The sequence below is a fragment of the Pseudomonas sp. LBUM1653 genome, from assembly GCF_059716115.1.
The window spans coordinates 1704357-1719897 of sequence record NZ_CP166803.1; the positions used below are offsets into that span (position 1 = coordinate 1704357).

Genomic DNA, 15541 nt, shown 5'->3' on the forward strand with positions numbered 1-15541 from the left:
CTGTAAAAGCAACTCAGGCATCCTTGCCGGAGTCGTGTAGCGGGTTAAATCAGAACTTCGCTTCGGCATCCAGTTGCAGGGTGTTGATGTCGGAGTCTTTCAGGTTGACGCTGGCGTTGGTGTAGTCGGAGTTCGCCATGAAGTACGTCGCACCCAGGGTGAAGTTCTTGTCCAGCTCGTAGCTGACTTTCAGCTTGCTGCCGCGCGAACCGGTGAAGCCGTTGGCGAAGTCAGAGTCGGTGAAGGCACCCACCACCGCGTTCTGCTGCACGTCGCGGTAGTTGTAGTCCAGGCCGAAGCCGTAGATCTTGGTCTTGACGCCGGCCAGCCAGCCAGTGTCCTTATCGTTGCTGGCTTCGGCGTTGTGTACGTACTGGCCGTACAGCGACAGCGGCATTGGCAGGCCGCCGATGTCGATCTGGCTGAAACCTTCCCACAGACGGAACTCTTCGCCCGGGCTGTTACCGTTGACGGCCAGTGCGCATGGCGTGGTGGTGGCGGTGCAGGTGCTGTCTTCGTCGTTGTCGTAGTTGTAGAGGCTGCCGCCCACGGTCATTTTCAGGTTGTCGGTAATGGCGAAGCGCGCACCCAACTGGCCAGCGTACAGACGCAGGTCGTGCTTGAACTGCACGCCTTCGCCGTCGACGTTGTCCTTGAGGGTGTAGTGACCGGCACTACCGAACAGTTCGGTGTTGCCCAGCGGATATTTGTAAGTCAGGGCCAGGCCTTCGGGGTTGATGTCGCTATCCCAGATGATGTCGCCCATGCTCACCCACGGCTGCAACATCTTGCCGCCGATCACGTGCAGGTTCTTGATGGCGTCCGGGTGGTAATCGACATAACCCAGGTCCAGCCAGATCTGCTTCTTGTCGAAGTAGTTGTTCAGGTCCTGGTTGGTGGAGCGAGCGTCGTCGCTGCTGCCGGTGGCAATACGGATGCCGGTGTCTACTTGCGGGTTGATTTCGCTGAACGCACCCAGGCGGGCACGAATGCGCTGACGATCGCTGTCTTTGTTGTTGGAAACACCATCGTTGTGGATGTTTTCCTGACGGAAACGCACGTCGCCCTTGAATTGGGTCTTGGCAGCCCACGCCAGCTTCTGGTCGAAACTGCTCAGCTCATTGGTCTTCTTCGCGGTGGCCGCGATCTGCTCGTTGGTCTCTTGCTGGGCCTGACGAGCGATTTGCTGGTCTTTCTGATCCTTCGCCAGCTCGGCTTGCAGTTCGCTGTACTGGGCGTTGGTAATCGAGCCGTTAGCCTTGAGCATGTCGAGCAGTTTGGCGTCGACTGCGGCGCTGGCCGGAACACTCATGGCCAGCAACAGGCCGCCACACAAGGCCGCCGCAGTTTTCGTGGAAGCAAGACGCATATCAATCTCCGAAAGTGAGAGTGGATGGCTGAACCATCCTGGGCACAACCGACCATGGGGTGGACGGAAAACAGTGGCCGGATATAACCCGGCGCTCTAAAAACAGGCGCCAGTATCGCGATGGTTTATGACAGTGCAGTGGCAGAGTGATGGCATGTCTGTGACGATACAAAGTCGTCGCGAACGATTGATCTAGAGCGCTGTCGTCCAAATGCCCGTGTGCAAAGCACACCGATAGGCGATACTCGCGGGGCTTTCACGCCATGAAGAGTGAGGATGGTGATGCCGTTGCAACGCCTGCAAAGTCTGTCCGAAATCGACCCGCAATCGTGGGACGCGCTGGTGCCCGAGAATCAGCCATTTCTGCGTCATGGGTTTCTCGGCGCGTTGGAAGACAGTGGCAGTGTCAGCCCCCATTCCGGCTGGCAACCCGAACATTTGCTGCACGTCGAAGGCGATCGACTGATCGCAGCGTTGCCCAGCTACCGCAAATGGCATTCCTACGGCGAGTATGTGTTCGATCATGCCTGGGCCGATGCCTGTGAGCGTGCGGGGATCGATTACTACCCCAAGCTTCTGAGCGCCGTACCGTTCAGCCCGGTCAGTGGCCCGCGCTTGCTGGCGGCCAAGATCGAAGACGGTTTCGAATTACTGAAGAGTTTGCCGGGTTATCTGGAAATCGAAGCGCTTTCCAGCGCCCACATCAACTTCACGGATCCGTTCACCGACGCCGCTTTGGCCGAGCAGCCAGGCTGGTTGCAACGCATCGGCTGTCAGTATCACTGGCAGAACCGTGGCTATCGGGATTTCCAGGATTTTCTCGACGTACTCAGTTCGCGCAAGCGCAAGCAGATGCGCAAGGAACGCGAGCAAGTGGCGGGGCAGGGTATTGATTTTGAATGGCTCGAAGGCCGGGAATTGACCGAGTCGCTGTGGGATTTTGTCTATGCCTGCTACGCCAACACTTATGCAATTCGCCGACAACGGCCTTACCTGACGCGGGAATTTTTCAGCCTGTTGGCCGAGCGTATGCCTCAGGCGATTCGAGTAGTGTTGGCCAAACAAGGCTCACGTCCCGTGGCGATGGCTTTCAGCCTGGTCGGTGGCGACAGTTTCTACGGTCGTTATTGGGGGTGTCTGGCGGAGTTCGATCGCCTGCATTTCGAGACCTGTTTCTACCAGGGCATGGATTACGCGATTGCCAACGGTTATCAGCGCTTCGATGCCGGAGCCCAGGGCGAACACAAGTTGATTCGCGGGTTTGAACCGGTGATCACGCATTCCTGGCACTACCTGCGCCATCCCGGGTTGAAAGCCGCAGTCAAGGACTTCCTTCATCAGGAGCGGGTGGGTGTGCTGGCGTATGCCGAAGAAGCCAGGACTGCCTTGCCCTATCGCCAAACCTGATACCACCCCCTGTGGGAGCGAGCCTGCTCGCGAAGGCGTCGTGTCAGTCGATATCATAGTTGCCTGACTCACCGCTTTCGCGAGCAGGCTCGCTCCCACGGGGAATCGCATCGGGTTCAATCGATCCCGACGAACCCGCCCGTCTGGTGCTGCCACAACCGCGCATACAAGCCGCCATGAGCCAGCAGCTCGGCGTGAGTGCCGGTCTCGGCAATCTTGCCATTCTCCAGCACCACCAGCCGGTCCATCCGGGCGATGGTCGAGAGCCGGTGGGCGATGGCGATCACGGTCTTGCCCTGCATCAGGGTTTCCAGGCTTTCCTGGATCGCCGCTTCGACCTCCGAATCCAGAGCCGACGTAGCCTCGTCCATGATCAGGATCGGCGCGTCCTTGAGCAGCACACGGGCAATGGCGATGCGCTGGCGCTGGCCGCCGGAAAGCTTCACCCCGCGTTCCCCGACATGGGCATCGAACCCGCTGCGGCCTTCGGCGTCCGACAACAGCGGGATGAACCCGTCGGCCCGGGCCTTGTGCACCGCTTCCCAGAGTTCGGCATCGGTAGCGTCGGGTTTGCCGTAGAGCAGGTTGTCGCGGATCGAGCGATGCAGCAGCGAGGTGTCCTGGGTAATCATGCCAATGCGTTCGCGCAGGCTTTCCTGGCTGACGTCGGCGATGTTCTGGCCATCGATGAGGATGCCCCCGCCCTCCACGTCGTAGAGGCGTAGCAGCAGATTGACCAGGGTCGACTTGCCCGCGCCGGACGGACCGATCAGGCCGATCTTCTCGCCGGGTTTGATCGTCAGGTTGAGCCCGCCGATGATCCCGCTCTGTTTGCCGTAGTGGAAATCCACATTATCGAAACGCACTTCACCACGGGCCACCGCCAGCGGCTTGGCCTGGTCACGGTCGGTGACACTGACCGGCTGCGAAATGCTTTGCAGCCCGTCCTGGACCATACCGATGTTTTCGAAGATGCCGGTGACCACCCACATGATCCAGCCGGACATGTTGACGATGCGGATCACCAGCCCGGTGGCCAGGGCAATGGCGCCCACGGTGATCAGCGACTGTGTCCACAGCCACAGGGCCAGGCCGGTGGTGCAGACGATCAGCAAGCCGTTCATGCTGGTGATGACCACGTCCATGCTGGTGACGACACGGCCGGCCAGTTGGGCTTTTTCGGTTTGTTCCTTGATCGCTTCGCGGGCGTATTGCTGCTCGAAGTTGGTGTGGGCAAACAGCTTCAGAGTGGTGATGTTGGTGTAGCCGTCGACGATCCGCCCCATGAGTTTGGAGCGCGCATCGGAGGACACCACCGAACGTTCCTTGACCCGTGGCACGAAGTAGTAGAGCGCGCTGATGAACGCGACGATCCAGGTCAGCAGCGGGATCATCAGGCGCCAGTCGGCTTCGGCGAACAGCACCAGCGAGCTGATGGCGTAGATCAACACATGCCACAGCGCATCCACCGCCTGTACCGCTGAATCGCGCAGGGAGTTGCCGGTTTGCATGATGCGTTGGGCGATGCGCCCGGCGAAGTCGTTCTGGAAAAAATTCAGGCTCTGCTTGAGCACGTAACTGTGGTTCTGCCAGCGAATCAGGCTGGTCATGCTGGGGCTCAGGGTCTGGTGCACCAGAAGGTCATGCAGGCCGACGAACAGCGGGCGCAAAACCAGCGCCACCACCACCATCCAGGTCAGTTCGAGACCGTGTTCCTTGAAGAAGTCGACGTTTGGCGTGCCCTGGGCCAAGTCGATGATGCGGCTCAGGTAGCTGAACAGCGCCACTTCGATCAATGCGCCGAACAGGCCGACGATCAGCAGGGCGGCGAAACTCGGCCAGACCTGCTTGAGGTAGTAGGTATAAAAAGGCCAGACCCGATCCGGCGGGGCGGCTGACGGGGCATCGCGGAAGACGTCGATCAGTTTTTCAAAACGGCGATAAAGCATCGGTTATTCACCCGCGAACGGGCTCTCCTTCAAACGGTTTGAGCGTTGCCGGCAATACCGGCAACGGCTCGGACATCCTTGTCCAGCTTAGTCTCAGTCGATGCGCTTGGCCGACTTGATGAACACAGGGTCGGCGGGCACATCCTTCATGCCGCTACGCACGGTGGTTGGCGAGTTGACGATGATGTCCACCACGTCCATGCCCTTGACCACTTTGCCGAACACCGCGTAGCCATCACCCTGGTCGAGGAAATCGTTGTCCTTGACGTTGATGAAGAACTGGCTGGTGGCCGAGTCAGGTACCGAAGTTCGGGCCATGGACAAGGTGCCACGAACGTTGACCAGACCGTTCTTGTGCTCGTTCTTGATCGGCGTCTTGGTTTCTTTTTGCTGCATTTGCTGGGTAAAGCCGCCGCCCTGGACCATGAAGCCCGGAATCACGCGGTGGAAAATCGTGTTGTTGTAGAAGCCGCTGTCCACGTACTCAAGGAAATTCTTGGTACTGATCGGAGCCTTGACCGGGTCCAGTTCGATTTCGATCTGGCCGTTGGTGGTGTCCAGTAGAACGTGCGGCGCCTTGGCAGGCGTTGCCGCCATCAGGTTGGCGGCAAACAGAACGGAGCCAGCGACGAGGGCGATTTTTTTCAGCATGGGTCAGTGATCCTGATGGGTAGTGTCGACTGCGGCGAGGAACTCCAGCAGCGTCTGGTTGAAGCGTTCGGGCTGATCCAGCGGGGTGGCGTGACGCGAATCGGCGATCACTGCCAGCCGCGCATTCGGCAGCAGTCTTACGTAGTTTTCCTTCAGCGCGACCGGCGTGTAGTCGCGGTCGGCGCTGACGATGAGGGTTGGACAGGTGACCTTGGACAGTCGTTCCTGAACCCCCCAGCCAACAATGGCATCGAAGCTGGCGAGATAAGCATGTTTGTCGTTTTTTGCCCAGCGCTCGGCCATCTTTTGTCGCAAATCGGCCTGCCCGGGTTTGGGGAACAGTTTGCCGCCCAGGGCTTTGCCGATGGTGTGAAGACTGAGTACACGCATAAGGCTCCAGCGCTTGAACCACTGCCAGTAATCATCGCGGCTGCGCAACTTGACCTCGGGAGCGCTATTGACGATGCACAGGCTCTTGAGCAATTGCGGCTGATCCACGCCCAGTTGGAAGCCGATCATGCCACCCATCGACAACCCTACGAAATGGGCGGGCGCAAGGTTCAGGTGCTCCATCAGCGCCACCAGGTCGGCGCTGAACCCGGCGATGCTGTAGCGCTCACGGGGTTTGTCGGAGCGCCCGTGGCCGCGCACATCCGGGACGATCACCCGGTAGCGGGCGGCCAGCGTCGGGATCTGCTCTTCCCAGTCCAGGGTACTGGAACCCAGGCCATGGACCAGCAGCAACGGCGTGCCGTGGCCATATTCCTCATAGTGCAGGTTGCAACCTTCGTGTTCGAAATAGGCCATGCATTACCTCCGTGTCAGGCTTGTTCTGGGGCGGCGAACGGTGCGTCCAGTGGTGCGGTATCGAATGTGCGCAGCAGCTCGATAAGAATCTGCGTCGCCGGGCCGAGCGGCTTGTCCTTGTTCGAATACAGGTAAAAACTCGGGTTGCGGCTGCCGCCCTGATCCAACGGTAGCAGCTTGAGCGTGCCTTCCTTGAGTTCCCGTTCAATCATGTGCCTTGGCAACCAGGCGAACCCCAGGCCGCTGCCGACGAAAGTGGCGGCGGTGGCCAGGCTGCCGACGGTCCAGCGTTGTTCGGCACCGAGCCAGCCGACGTCCCGTGGTTGCTGGCGCCCGGAGTCGCGGATGACCACTTGCAGCTGGCTTTCCAGGTCCTGGAAATTCAGTTCGCGATTGAGGCGGTGCAGGGGGTGCTCCGGATGGGCGACCGCGACGAACTCGACGTCGCTCAATTCCGCGCCCAGGTAACCGGGAATGCTGAAACCGCTGATGGCCAGGTCGGCCACGCCTTCGAGTAGGACCTCTTCCACGCCCGACAGCACCTCTTCACGCAGACGCACGCGGCAGCCACGGCTTTGCGGCATGAACGCGGTCAACGCGCGCACGAGGCGGGCGCTCGGGTAGGCGGCATCGACCACCAGGCGCACTTCGGCTTCCCAGCCTTGCTCCATGTGATGCGCCAAGTCTTCGAGCTGACTGGCCTGTTTCACCAGTTGCCGGGAGCGGCGCAACAACACGCCGCCAGCCTCGGTGAGGACCGCTTTGCGCCCGTCGATGCGCAACAACGGCACGCCGAGCTGGTCTTGCATGCGCGCCACGGTGTAGCTGACCGACGATTGCGAGCGGTGCAGCGCTTCGGCGGCCTGGGCGAAGCCGCCGTGGTCGACCACGGCCTGAAGCGTTCGCCATTGATCAAGGGTCACGCGGGGCGCTTTCATGATGGGCTCCTGTTGTCCTAAGCTGCGCAGTTCTTATTGGAGACTGCTGAATGAAAAAGCTGTTTTTTTTAAAATCGGGTTATGTGCTACTGGCGATGATGCCCCTGACTGCGTTTGCTTACCCGATCGACGTACAGAAAGAACTCAATGGACTGAAGATCGACTACACCACCTACGCCTCCGATTACGACATGGGCTCGATCACCGTGAACAACTACGGCGACACCGCTGCCGAATGCTCGGTGGTGTTTCGCAACGGTCCAGAATCGCCCAAGACCCGCAGGGTTAATCTGGACGCGGGTAAAAGCGCGGACCTTTCAGCCAAGTTCAACCGCAAGATCATCAAGCTGTACATCAGCATGACCTGCAAACCGAAATGACATCCAGCGGAGCACGCCAATCGCTGATGCTCCGCTTATAAACGAATTTCTTGATCGGTTATAGCAGTTATTTGCGCTTTTTCATCGATATAACTCTGTTTAACCTTCACTCCATCGACTTACAGCATTCTCAGATGGAGGCTACAGCCCATGTCCCGCGTTCTGATCATCGAAAGCAGTGCCCGTCAGCAAGACTCGGTTTCCCGTCAACTGACCCAGACCTTCATCTCCCAGTGGCAAGCCACGCATCCGAAAGACCAGATCACCGTCCGTGACCTGGCCGTCAACCCGGTGCCACACCTGGATAGCAACCTGTTGGGCGGCTGGATGAAACCTGCCGATCAACGCAGTGACATCGAACAACTTTCACTGGAACGCTCCAACCAGCTGACCGACGAGTTGCTCGCCGCCGACGTGCTGGTGATGGCAGCGCCGATGTACAACTTCGCCATCCCGAGCACCCTCAAAGCCTGGCTTGATCATGTGCTGCGTGCCGGCGTGACCTTCAAGTACACCGAAACCGGTCCGCAAGGTTTGCTCAGCGGCAAGCGCGCCTATGTACTGACGGCTCGCGGCGGTATCTACGCCGGCAGTACCGCTGATCACCAGGAACCCTACCTGCGTCAGGTCATGGGCTTCATCGGCATCCACGACGTGACGTTCATTCACGCCGAAGGCATGAACCTGGGCGGCGACTTCCAGGAGAAAGGCCTGAACCAGGCGAACGCCAAGCTTTCCCAAGTGGCCTGAGCCGTTAATCGCCAGATAATCACCGGATGGTCTAGTGACCTGGCGCGCAACCCTTCAAGCCTGTACGCGCATCGAACCTCCCTTTGCACTTGTTGCACCTGAGTGCTCTAGCCCGATTGAACGCTTTAGCGAGATCGGGCTTTTTTTTGCCTGGGTTTTTGTATCGTTTGACTGTTCGCGATAACTGGCAAAAACCGTTATCTTCGCCGCCATTCGAAACGAGGCGAGCATGGGCTATCTACTTTTTGTCACGCTGATCCAGGCGTTTTCCTTCAGTCTGATCGGCGAATACCTGGCCGGTCATGTCGACAGTTACTTCGCAGTGCTGATACGCGTGCTGCTGGCGGGGCTGGTGTTTATCCCGCTGACCCGCTGGCGTTCGGTGGAGCCGGCGTTCATGCGTGGCATGTTGCTGATCGGCGCACTGCAATTTGGTGTGACCTACGTCTGCCTGTACCTGAGCTTTCGCGTGCTGACGGTACCTGAAGTGCTGCTGTTCACCATCCTCACACCGTTGCATGTGACGCTGATAGAAGACGCGCTGAACCGTCGCTTCAATCCATGGGCCCTTGTCGCGGCACTGGTGGCGGTGGCGGGGGCGGCGGTGATTCGCTTCGACCGGATCAACCCGGACTTCTTCATGGGTTTCCTGCTGCTGCAACTGGCCAACTTCACCTACGCCGCCGGGCAGGTGCTCTACAAACATCTGGTCGCGCGTCATCCGAGCGATTTGCCGCATTACCGGCGTTTTGGCTATTTCTACCTGGGCGCATTGGCGGTGGCGTTGCCGGCGTTCCTGTTGTTCGGCAAACAGAACTTCCTGCCTGAAGCACCGTTGCAATGGGGCGTGCTGCTGTTCCTCGGCCTCGTCTCGACCGCGCTGGGGCTGTACTGGTGGAACAAAGGCGCGTGCCTGGTCAATGGCGGGACGCTGGCGGTGATGAACAACCTGCATGTGCCGGTGGGGCTGCTGATCAATCTGTTGATCTGGAATCAGCATGAGGAACTGGGACGGTTGTTGCTCGGTGGTTCGGTGATATTGATGGCGGTGTGGATCAGCCGGTTGGGTATACGCCAACCAGCAATCGCGCACTGAACCATCGGCATGCGCAAACGGCCGACTATCATTCTAGCGTGCGCCCTCAAATCGACGGCTTGTAAAAATGGAACGTCGTTGTAATTTTTTAAAGGCACTGTATGTGCCGCGTCCGAGGAGTTGAGCGCACACAAATTCAAAAATTATCGGGTTTCCGCCGAGCGTAGGTGAGACAAGAAAATGGCCAAAGCTGCCGATGTGGTTGTGCAATGCCTGGAAAGTGAAGGCGTCGAGTATGTATTCGGCATTCCAGGCGAGGAAAACCTCGACCTGCTTGAATCGCTACGCACGTCGACAATCAAGCTGGTGCTGACGCGTCACGAGCAATCCGCCGGCTTCATGGCCGCCACCTACGGCCGCCTCACGGGTAAGACCGGCGTCAGCCTTTCGACCCTCGGCCCGGGCGCAACGAATTTGGTGACTGCCAGCGCGTACGCCTATCTGGGCGGCATGCCCATGATGATGATTACAGGCCAGAAGCCGATCAAGAAGTCCAAGCAAGGCCGTTTTCAGATCATTGACGTCTGCGGCATGATGGCGCCGATCACCAAGTACACCCACCAGTTCGCTTCGGCAGACAACATACCGGCGCGCATGCGTGAAGCGTTTCGTCTCGCTGAAGAAGAGAAGCCCGGAGCCGTCCACCTCGAGCTGCCGGAAGATATCGCCGCCGAGCAAACCGATAGCCTGCCGATGCCGCGGAGCCTGCACCGCCGTCCATTGGCCGAGCACAAGGCTGTCGAGGCCGCTGTCGAGAAATTGCAGAACGCTCGCAGTCCAATCCTTGTGATTGGCGCAGGTGCCAACCGCAAGATGACCGCCAAGGTTTTGAAGCAACTGATCGACGATACCGGCATTCCCTTTATCACTACCCAGATGGGCAAGGGCGTGGTTGATGAGCGCCACCCGCGTTTCCTCGGCAATGCCGCGCTGTCGTCGGGAGACTTTGTTCACCGCGCCGTCGAGGCTGCCGACCTGATTGTCAATATCGGCCACGATGTGATCGAGAAGCCGCCATTCTTCATGGTGCGTGGCGGCACCGAAGTCATCCACATCAACTTCCGCTCCGCTGAAGTCGATGCCGTGTATTTCCCACAGATTGAAGTAATCGGTGATATCGCCAACGCCGTCTGGCAGATCGGCGAAGCTCTGAACGATACCAGTCATTGGGACTTCACACGCTTGATGGCGATTCGTGATGCGAACGAAGCCCAGATCATTGAAGGGGCGGACGACAACAGGTTCCCGGTCTACCCACAGCGTGTGGTTGCCGACATTCGTCGCGTGTTGCCGTCCGAGGGCATCGTTGCCCTCGACAATGGCATCTACAAGATCTGGTTTGCCCGCAACTACAAGGCGCACAAGCCCAACACCGTGCTGCTGGACAACGCGTTGGCGACCATGGGGGCGGGTCTGCCTTCGGCTATGGCCGCGCATTTGGTGTACCCGGATCGTCCGGTGATATCCGTGTGTGGGGACGGCGGTTTCATGATGAACAGCCAGGAGTTGGAGACAGCGGTTCGACTGAACATGAATTTGACCGTGGTCATCCTGCGGGACGACGGCTACGGCATGATCCGCTGGAAGCAGGCCAATATGGGGTTCACCGACTTCGGCCTGGATTACGGCAACCCGGACTTCGTTAAATACGCAGAGGCCTATGGCGCCAATGGCCACCGCGTGGAAAGCGCCGAGGGTTTCCTGCCGCTGCTGGAGCACTGTGTCAAGACACCCGGTGTGCATGTGATCGACTGTCCTGTCGATTACAGCGAAAACGACCGCATCCTGAACATGGAGTTGCGTCAGCGTAGTGCTGCCATTTGATCTCGTAGCGAGATTTTTTGACGAGCTCGTATACCTGATCGCGAGCATCAAAGGGCGCAGGCTGAAGCATTGAAGTCCTGGTAGGTTCAAATACAAAAGGGCCCTTCGAGGGCCCTTTTGTTGTATGCGTCTTCTGAACTCAATGCCCGATCATGCCTGGCGCGCTGCCATTGCCGAATAGCTGTTCATCAGGTTGCGGTAGTTCGGAATGCGCTGGGACAGCAGGTTGCCCAGGCCTTCGATGTCGTTGCGCCAGTCGCCCTGCAATTCGCAAGCGACCGAGAACCAGTTCATCATTTGAGCCCCTGCCTGGGTCATACGGTTCCAGGCTGCCTGTTGTACGGTGGTGTTGAAGGTGCCGGAAGAGTCAGTGACCACGAACACTTCAAACCCTTCCGCCAGTGCAGACAATGTAGGGAAGGTCACGCAGACGTCAGTTACCACACCGGCAATGATCAATTGCTTGCGACCGGTCGCCTTGATTGCCTTGACGAAGTCTTCGTTGTCCCAAGCATTGATCTGGCCAGGCCGGGCAATGTAAGGCGCGTCCGGGAACATCTCTTTGAGTTCTGGTACCAGCGGGCCATTGGGGCCTTGTTCAAAGCTGGTCGTGAGGATGGTTGGCAGCTCGAAGAATTTTGCCACGTCAGCCAGTGCCAGTACGTTGTTCTTGAATTCGTTGGGCGAAAAGTCTTGAACCAGGGAAATCAGGCCGGTCTGGTGGTCAATCAACAAAACTACAGCGTCGTCTTTGTTCAGGCGTTTGTAGGTAGCGTTGCTCATGATGAAATCCTTTCGAGGTAAGTGAGTGGCGTCGTTCAACATGGGCACAGATTAGGGTTTGCGATGAGGCAGAAAAAGCCGGTGAAAAGCGTTTAACTGTCAACCTGGAAGAGACAATCTGGATGGGGTTTATCTACCATCGAATGTCCCACTGGGAATCGCGCTGCTACATGACGTGCTTTTCGGCCTCTGGAATGTGGCTCGCGCCCAGCACCGCCGGCAACAAGCCGGCCCGCAAATCCCCGCCACTCGGCTGTTGATACAAGCTCAAGCCAAACTCCGGCAACACCGCCAGCAGGTAATCAAAAATATCCCCCTGAATCCGCTCGTAATCTGCCCACACCGTGGTACGGGTGAAGCAGTAGATTTCCAGTGGAATCCCCTGCGCCGTGGTCTGCATCTGGCGGACCATGCAGGTCATATTGGGCTGGATCTCCGGATGACTCTTCAGATACGCCAGTGCATAGGCGCGAAAAGTGCCGATATTGGTCATGCGCCGGCGGTTGGCCGACATCGCCGCGACATTGCCCTGGGCTTCGTTCCAGGCCTTGAGTTCGGCCTGTTTACGGCTGATGTAATCAGTCAGCAGATGCACCTGGGACAGCTTCAGCTCCTCGTCATCGCGGATGAACCGCACGCCACTGGCGTCGATGAACAGGCTGCGCTTGATCCGCCGGCCACCGGACTGTTGCATGCCGCGCCAGTTCTTGAATGATTCGGACATCAGGCGCCAGGTCGGGATCGAAACAATCGTCTTGTCAAAATTCTGCACCTTGACCGTATGCAGCGTGATGTCCACTACATCGCCATCGGCACCGACCTGCGGCATCTCGATCCAGTCGCCGACCCGCAGCATGTCGTTGCTGGTCAGCTGCACGCTCGCGACGAACGACAGCAGGGTGTCCTTGTAGACCAACAGGATTACCGCCGACATGGCGCCCAGGCCCGACAGCAGCAACAGCGGCGAACGGTCGATCAAGGTGGCGACGATGACGATCGCGCCAAACACGTACAACACCATTTTTGCCAGTTGCACATAGCCCTTGATCGAGCGCGTGCGGGCGTGTTCGGTGCGGGCGTAGATGTCCAGCAGTGCATTGAGCAGGGCCGCGATCGACAGCAGCAGGAACAGGATGGTGAACGCCAGCGCCACATTGCCGAGGAATACCATCGCGGTTTTACTCAGCTCCGGTACCAGGTGCAGGCCGAACTGGATCACCAGCGACGGTGTGATCTGTGCCAGACGTTGGAATACCTTGTTGTGACGCAAGTCGTTGATCCAGTGCAGCGCCGGCTGGCGGCCAAGGATTTTGCTGGCGTGCAGAATCAGGTAGCGCGCCACTCGTCCGAGGGCAAGCGCAATGACCAACAACACTATCAGTGCCAGGCTGGCATGCACGAGCGGATGCTGGTCAAGGGCACCCCAAAGGTCTTGGGCATTGAGCCAGAGCTGTTTGATATCCATGGGCAAAAACGATTCTTCTAGGGGACAAGAGGGGCGATTAGAGCATTTAAGACGCTTTGTATTACGTTCGGGGACAAATCGGGCAACAAAAAAACCACTGTTTACCGCCATTTGTATAAAGAAACTCGGCCTACGCGCTCGAAACCGGTACCCTATGCAGCTGTTTTTTTGCATTTCTTCGAGGTAGCACCCGTGTTTTCCGAATTCGCCTTGCACGAACGCCTGCTCAAAGCCGTGGCCGAGCTGAAATTTGTCGAGCCAACGCCTGTGCAAGCAGCGGCCATCCCGCTGGCGCTCCAAGGGCGTGACCTGCGGGTGACAGCGCAAACCGGTAGCGGCAAGACCGCTGCATTTGTCTTGCCGATCCTCAACCGCTTGATCGGGCCGGCCAAAGTCCGCGTCAGCATCAAGACCCTGATCCTGTTGCCGACCCGCGAGCTGGCCCAGCAAACCTTGAAAGAAGTTGAACGCTTCGCGCAGTTCACCTTCATCAAGTCCGGCCTGATCACCGGCGGTGAAGACTTCAAGGTCCAGGCCGCCATGCTGCGCAAGGTGCCGGACATCCTGATCGGTACCCCGGGGCGGATGATCGAGCAACTGAACGCTGGCAACCTCGACTTGAAAGAAGTCGAAGTGCTGGTGCTCGATGAAGCCGACCGCATGCTCGACATGGGGTTCGCCGAAGACGTTCAGCGTCTGGTGGACGAGTGCACCAACCGTCAGCAGACCATGCTGTTCTCCGCCACCACCGGTGGTTCCGGTCTGCGCGAGATGATCGCCAAGGTCCTGAACAACCCTGAGCACCTGCAGCTCAATGCGGTCAGCCAGCTGAACGAAACGACCCGTCAGCAAATCATCACCGCTGACCACAACCAGCACAAAGAACAGATCGTCAACTGGCTGCTGGCCAACGAGACCTATCAGAAGGCCATCGTCTTCACCAATACCCGGGCCATGGCCGACCGCATCTACGGCCGCCTGGTGGCCCAGGAATACAAGGCGTTCGTGCTGCACGGCGAGAAAGACCAGAAGGATCGCAAACTGGCGATCGACCGTCTGAAGCAGGGCGGGGTGAAAATCCTCGTAGCCACCGACGTCGCCGCTCGCGGCCTGGACGTGGACGGCCTGGATCTGGTGATCAACTTCGACATGCCGCGCAGTGGTGACGAATACGTGCACCGCATTGGCCGTACCGGTCGTGCCGGCAACGATGGCCTGGCCATCTCGCTGATCTGCCACGGCGACTGGAACCTGATGTCGAGCATCGAGCGCTACCTCAAGCAGAGCTTCGAGCGCCGCACCATCAAGGAAGTCAAAGGCACCTACGGCGGACCGAAAAAGGTCAAGGCCTCCGGCAAGGCCGTCGGCGTGAAGAAGAAAAAGACCGACGCCAAGGGCGACAAGAAAAAAGTCGCCGCCAAGACCCCGACCAAACGCAAGAGCGTCAACCGCCCGAAGAGCGACTCTCTGGTCAGCAAGGACGGCATGGCCCCGCTCAAGCGCCGCAAGCCGGAAGCGCCGGCGGCTGAATAAGCGCTTCGGCTAGCCCAATAGAAACCCGGTGCATATTTGGCTTGGGTGAATATCCGTTGCTGCGGTAACGGCCACTGGCGGTTTCGCTCTTACAGCGAGTCACTTGGAAAAGCCTGTAGGAGCGAGCATGCTCGCGATGGTGGTCAACGATGACGCGGCGAGCTTGACACCCCGTGGTGCCCTCAGGTTTTTCGTCGGAACGCCGCCCGGAGCATACTCGCTCCTACAGGGCCCGCCGCGATGGGCCATCCATGGCCCAGCGCGGCTAAACCGGCATCCATGCCGGGTTACCCACTGCGCAGAACCTCACTTGGCCTCTCGATATAGGGCAAGAAAATCAAGAGCTAAAGCAGAGCGAGGCGGCCTTAAAGCCGACCTGATTGCAGGTCTGCCCGCGATCCCATTGTGGGAGCGAGCTTGCTCGCGATGGACTTCCAGACAACGCGTTCATCCAGACAGGGCGCGTAATCGTTGACGTCCATCGCGAGCAAGCTCGCTCCCACAGGGGATTGGGGGGGATCAGCCAAAGTCAGGTCGGCTGTCAGGCCGCCTCGCTTTGGCTTTAGATTTGGGCGCCCCGTTAAACCAC

13 protein-coding genes are annotated in these 15541 nt (G+C 58.7%); 6 read left to right on the forward strand and 7 right to left on the reverse strand.

Features of this window, described 5'->3' with window-relative positions:
* Nucleotides 1-49: 49 nt before the first annotated feature.
* Nucleotides 50-1369: a putative porin gene (locus ACA054_RS07820; RefSeq protein ID WP_497688886.1), complete on the reverse strand. Its 1320-nt coding sequence runs from the start codon at nucleotides 1367-1369 to the stop codon at nucleotides 50-52.
* A 282-nt stretch (nucleotides 1370-1651) separates the two neighbouring features.
* Here ACA054_RS07820 and ACA054_RS07825 point away from each other — a divergent pair, with 282 nt between their 5' ends.
* Nucleotides 1652-2776, forward strand: coding sequence for a GNAT family N-acetyltransferase (locus ACA054_RS07825; RefSeq protein ID WP_497688887.1), 1125 nt, complete (start codon nucleotides 1652-1654; stop codon nucleotides 2774-2776).
* A 116-nt stretch (nucleotides 2777-2892) separates the two neighbouring features.
* Here the strand turns inward: ACA054_RS07825 and ACA054_RS07830 are convergent, their stop codons facing one another.
* From ACA054_RS07830 to ACA054_RS07845, 4 genes are all read right to left on the reverse strand, one after another.
* Complete coding sequence (locus tag ACA054_RS07830; protein WP_497688888.1) at nucleotides 2893-4725, reverse strand: ABC transporter ATP-binding protein; 1833 nt, start codon at nucleotides 4723-4725, stop codon at nucleotides 2893-2895.
* A gap of 93 nt (nucleotides 4726-4818) precedes the next feature.
* On the reverse strand, nucleotides 4819-5376 hold the full coding sequence (locus tag ACA054_RS07835; protein ID WP_497688889.1) for a peptidylprolyl isomerase: 558 nt from the start codon (nucleotides 5374-5376) through the stop codon (nucleotides 4819-4821).
* A gap of 3 nt (nucleotides 5377-5379) precedes the next feature.
* Nucleotides 5380-6183, reverse strand: a complete 804-nt coding sequence (locus tag ACA054_RS07840) for an alpha/beta fold hydrolase (RefSeq protein ID WP_497688890.1) — start codon at nucleotides 6181-6183, stop codon at nucleotides 5380-5382.
* A 14-nt stretch (nucleotides 6184-6197) separates the two neighbouring features.
* Complete coding sequence (locus tag ACA054_RS07845; protein WP_110964427.1) at nucleotides 6198-7121, reverse strand: PA3225 family LysR-type transcriptional regulator; 924 nt, start codon at nucleotides 7119-7121, stop codon at nucleotides 6198-6200.
* A gap of 50 nt (nucleotides 7122-7171) precedes the next feature.
* Here ACA054_RS07845 and ACA054_RS07850 point away from each other — a divergent pair, with 50 nt between their 5' ends.
* The 4 genes from ACA054_RS07850 to ACA054_RS07865 all read left to right on the forward strand — a co-directional run bounded on the left by ACA054_RS07850 (nucleotide 7172) and on the right by ACA054_RS07865 (nucleotide 11171).
* Entirely contained in the window at nucleotides 7172-7501 is a 330-nt protein-coding gene (locus ACA054_RS07850; protein WP_497688891.1) for a 3-phosphoglycerate kinase, read from the forward strand.
* 150 nt (nucleotides 7502-7651) lie between these two features.
* Nucleotides 7652-8251: an FMN-dependent NADH-azoreductase gene (locus tag ACA054_RS07855; RefSeq protein ID WP_497688892.1), complete on the forward strand. Its 600-nt coding sequence runs from the start codon at nucleotides 7652-7654 to the stop codon at nucleotides 8249-8251.
* 229 nt (nucleotides 8252-8480) lie between these two features.
* The gene (locus ACA054_RS07860) at nucleotides 8481-9347 is read left to right on the forward strand and encodes a carboxylate/amino acid/amine transporter (protein WP_497688893.1); all 867 of its coding nucleotides are present in this window, start codon (nucleotides 8481-8483) and stop codon (nucleotides 9345-9347) included.
* Between the two features lie 180 nt (nucleotides 9348-9527).
* Complete coding sequence (locus tag ACA054_RS07865) at nucleotides 9528-11171, forward strand: acetolactate synthase large subunit (protein ID WP_497688894.1); 1644 nt, start codon at nucleotides 9528-9530, stop codon at nucleotides 11169-11171.
* 150 nt (nucleotides 11172-11321) lie between these two features.
* Here ACA054_RS07865 and ycaC read toward each other — a convergent pair whose 3' ends face one another.
* Both ycaC and ACA054_RS07875 read right to left on the reverse strand, forming a co-directional pair.
* Nucleotides 11322-11954 (reverse strand): isochorismate family cysteine hydrolase YcaC, encoded by a 633-nt coding sequence (gene ycaC, locus ACA054_RS07870; protein ID WP_497688895.1) that lies wholly within the window; start codon nucleotides 11952-11954, stop codon nucleotides 11322-11324.
* A 166-nt stretch (nucleotides 11955-12120) separates the two neighbouring features.
* Nucleotides 12121-13419, reverse strand: a complete 1299-nt coding sequence (locus ACA054_RS07875) for a mechanosensitive ion channel family protein (protein ID WP_497688896.1) — start codon at nucleotides 13417-13419, stop codon at nucleotides 12121-12123.
* A gap of 192 nt (nucleotides 13420-13611) precedes the next feature.
* Here ACA054_RS07875 and ACA054_RS07880 point away from each other — a divergent pair, with 192 nt between their 5' ends.
* On the forward strand, nucleotides 13612-14952 hold the full coding sequence (locus tag ACA054_RS07880; RefSeq protein WP_497688897.1) for a DEAD/DEAH box helicase: 1341 nt from the start codon (nucleotides 13612-13614) through the stop codon (nucleotides 14950-14952).
* The last annotated feature ends 589 nt before the right edge of the window (nucleotides 14953-15541 follow it).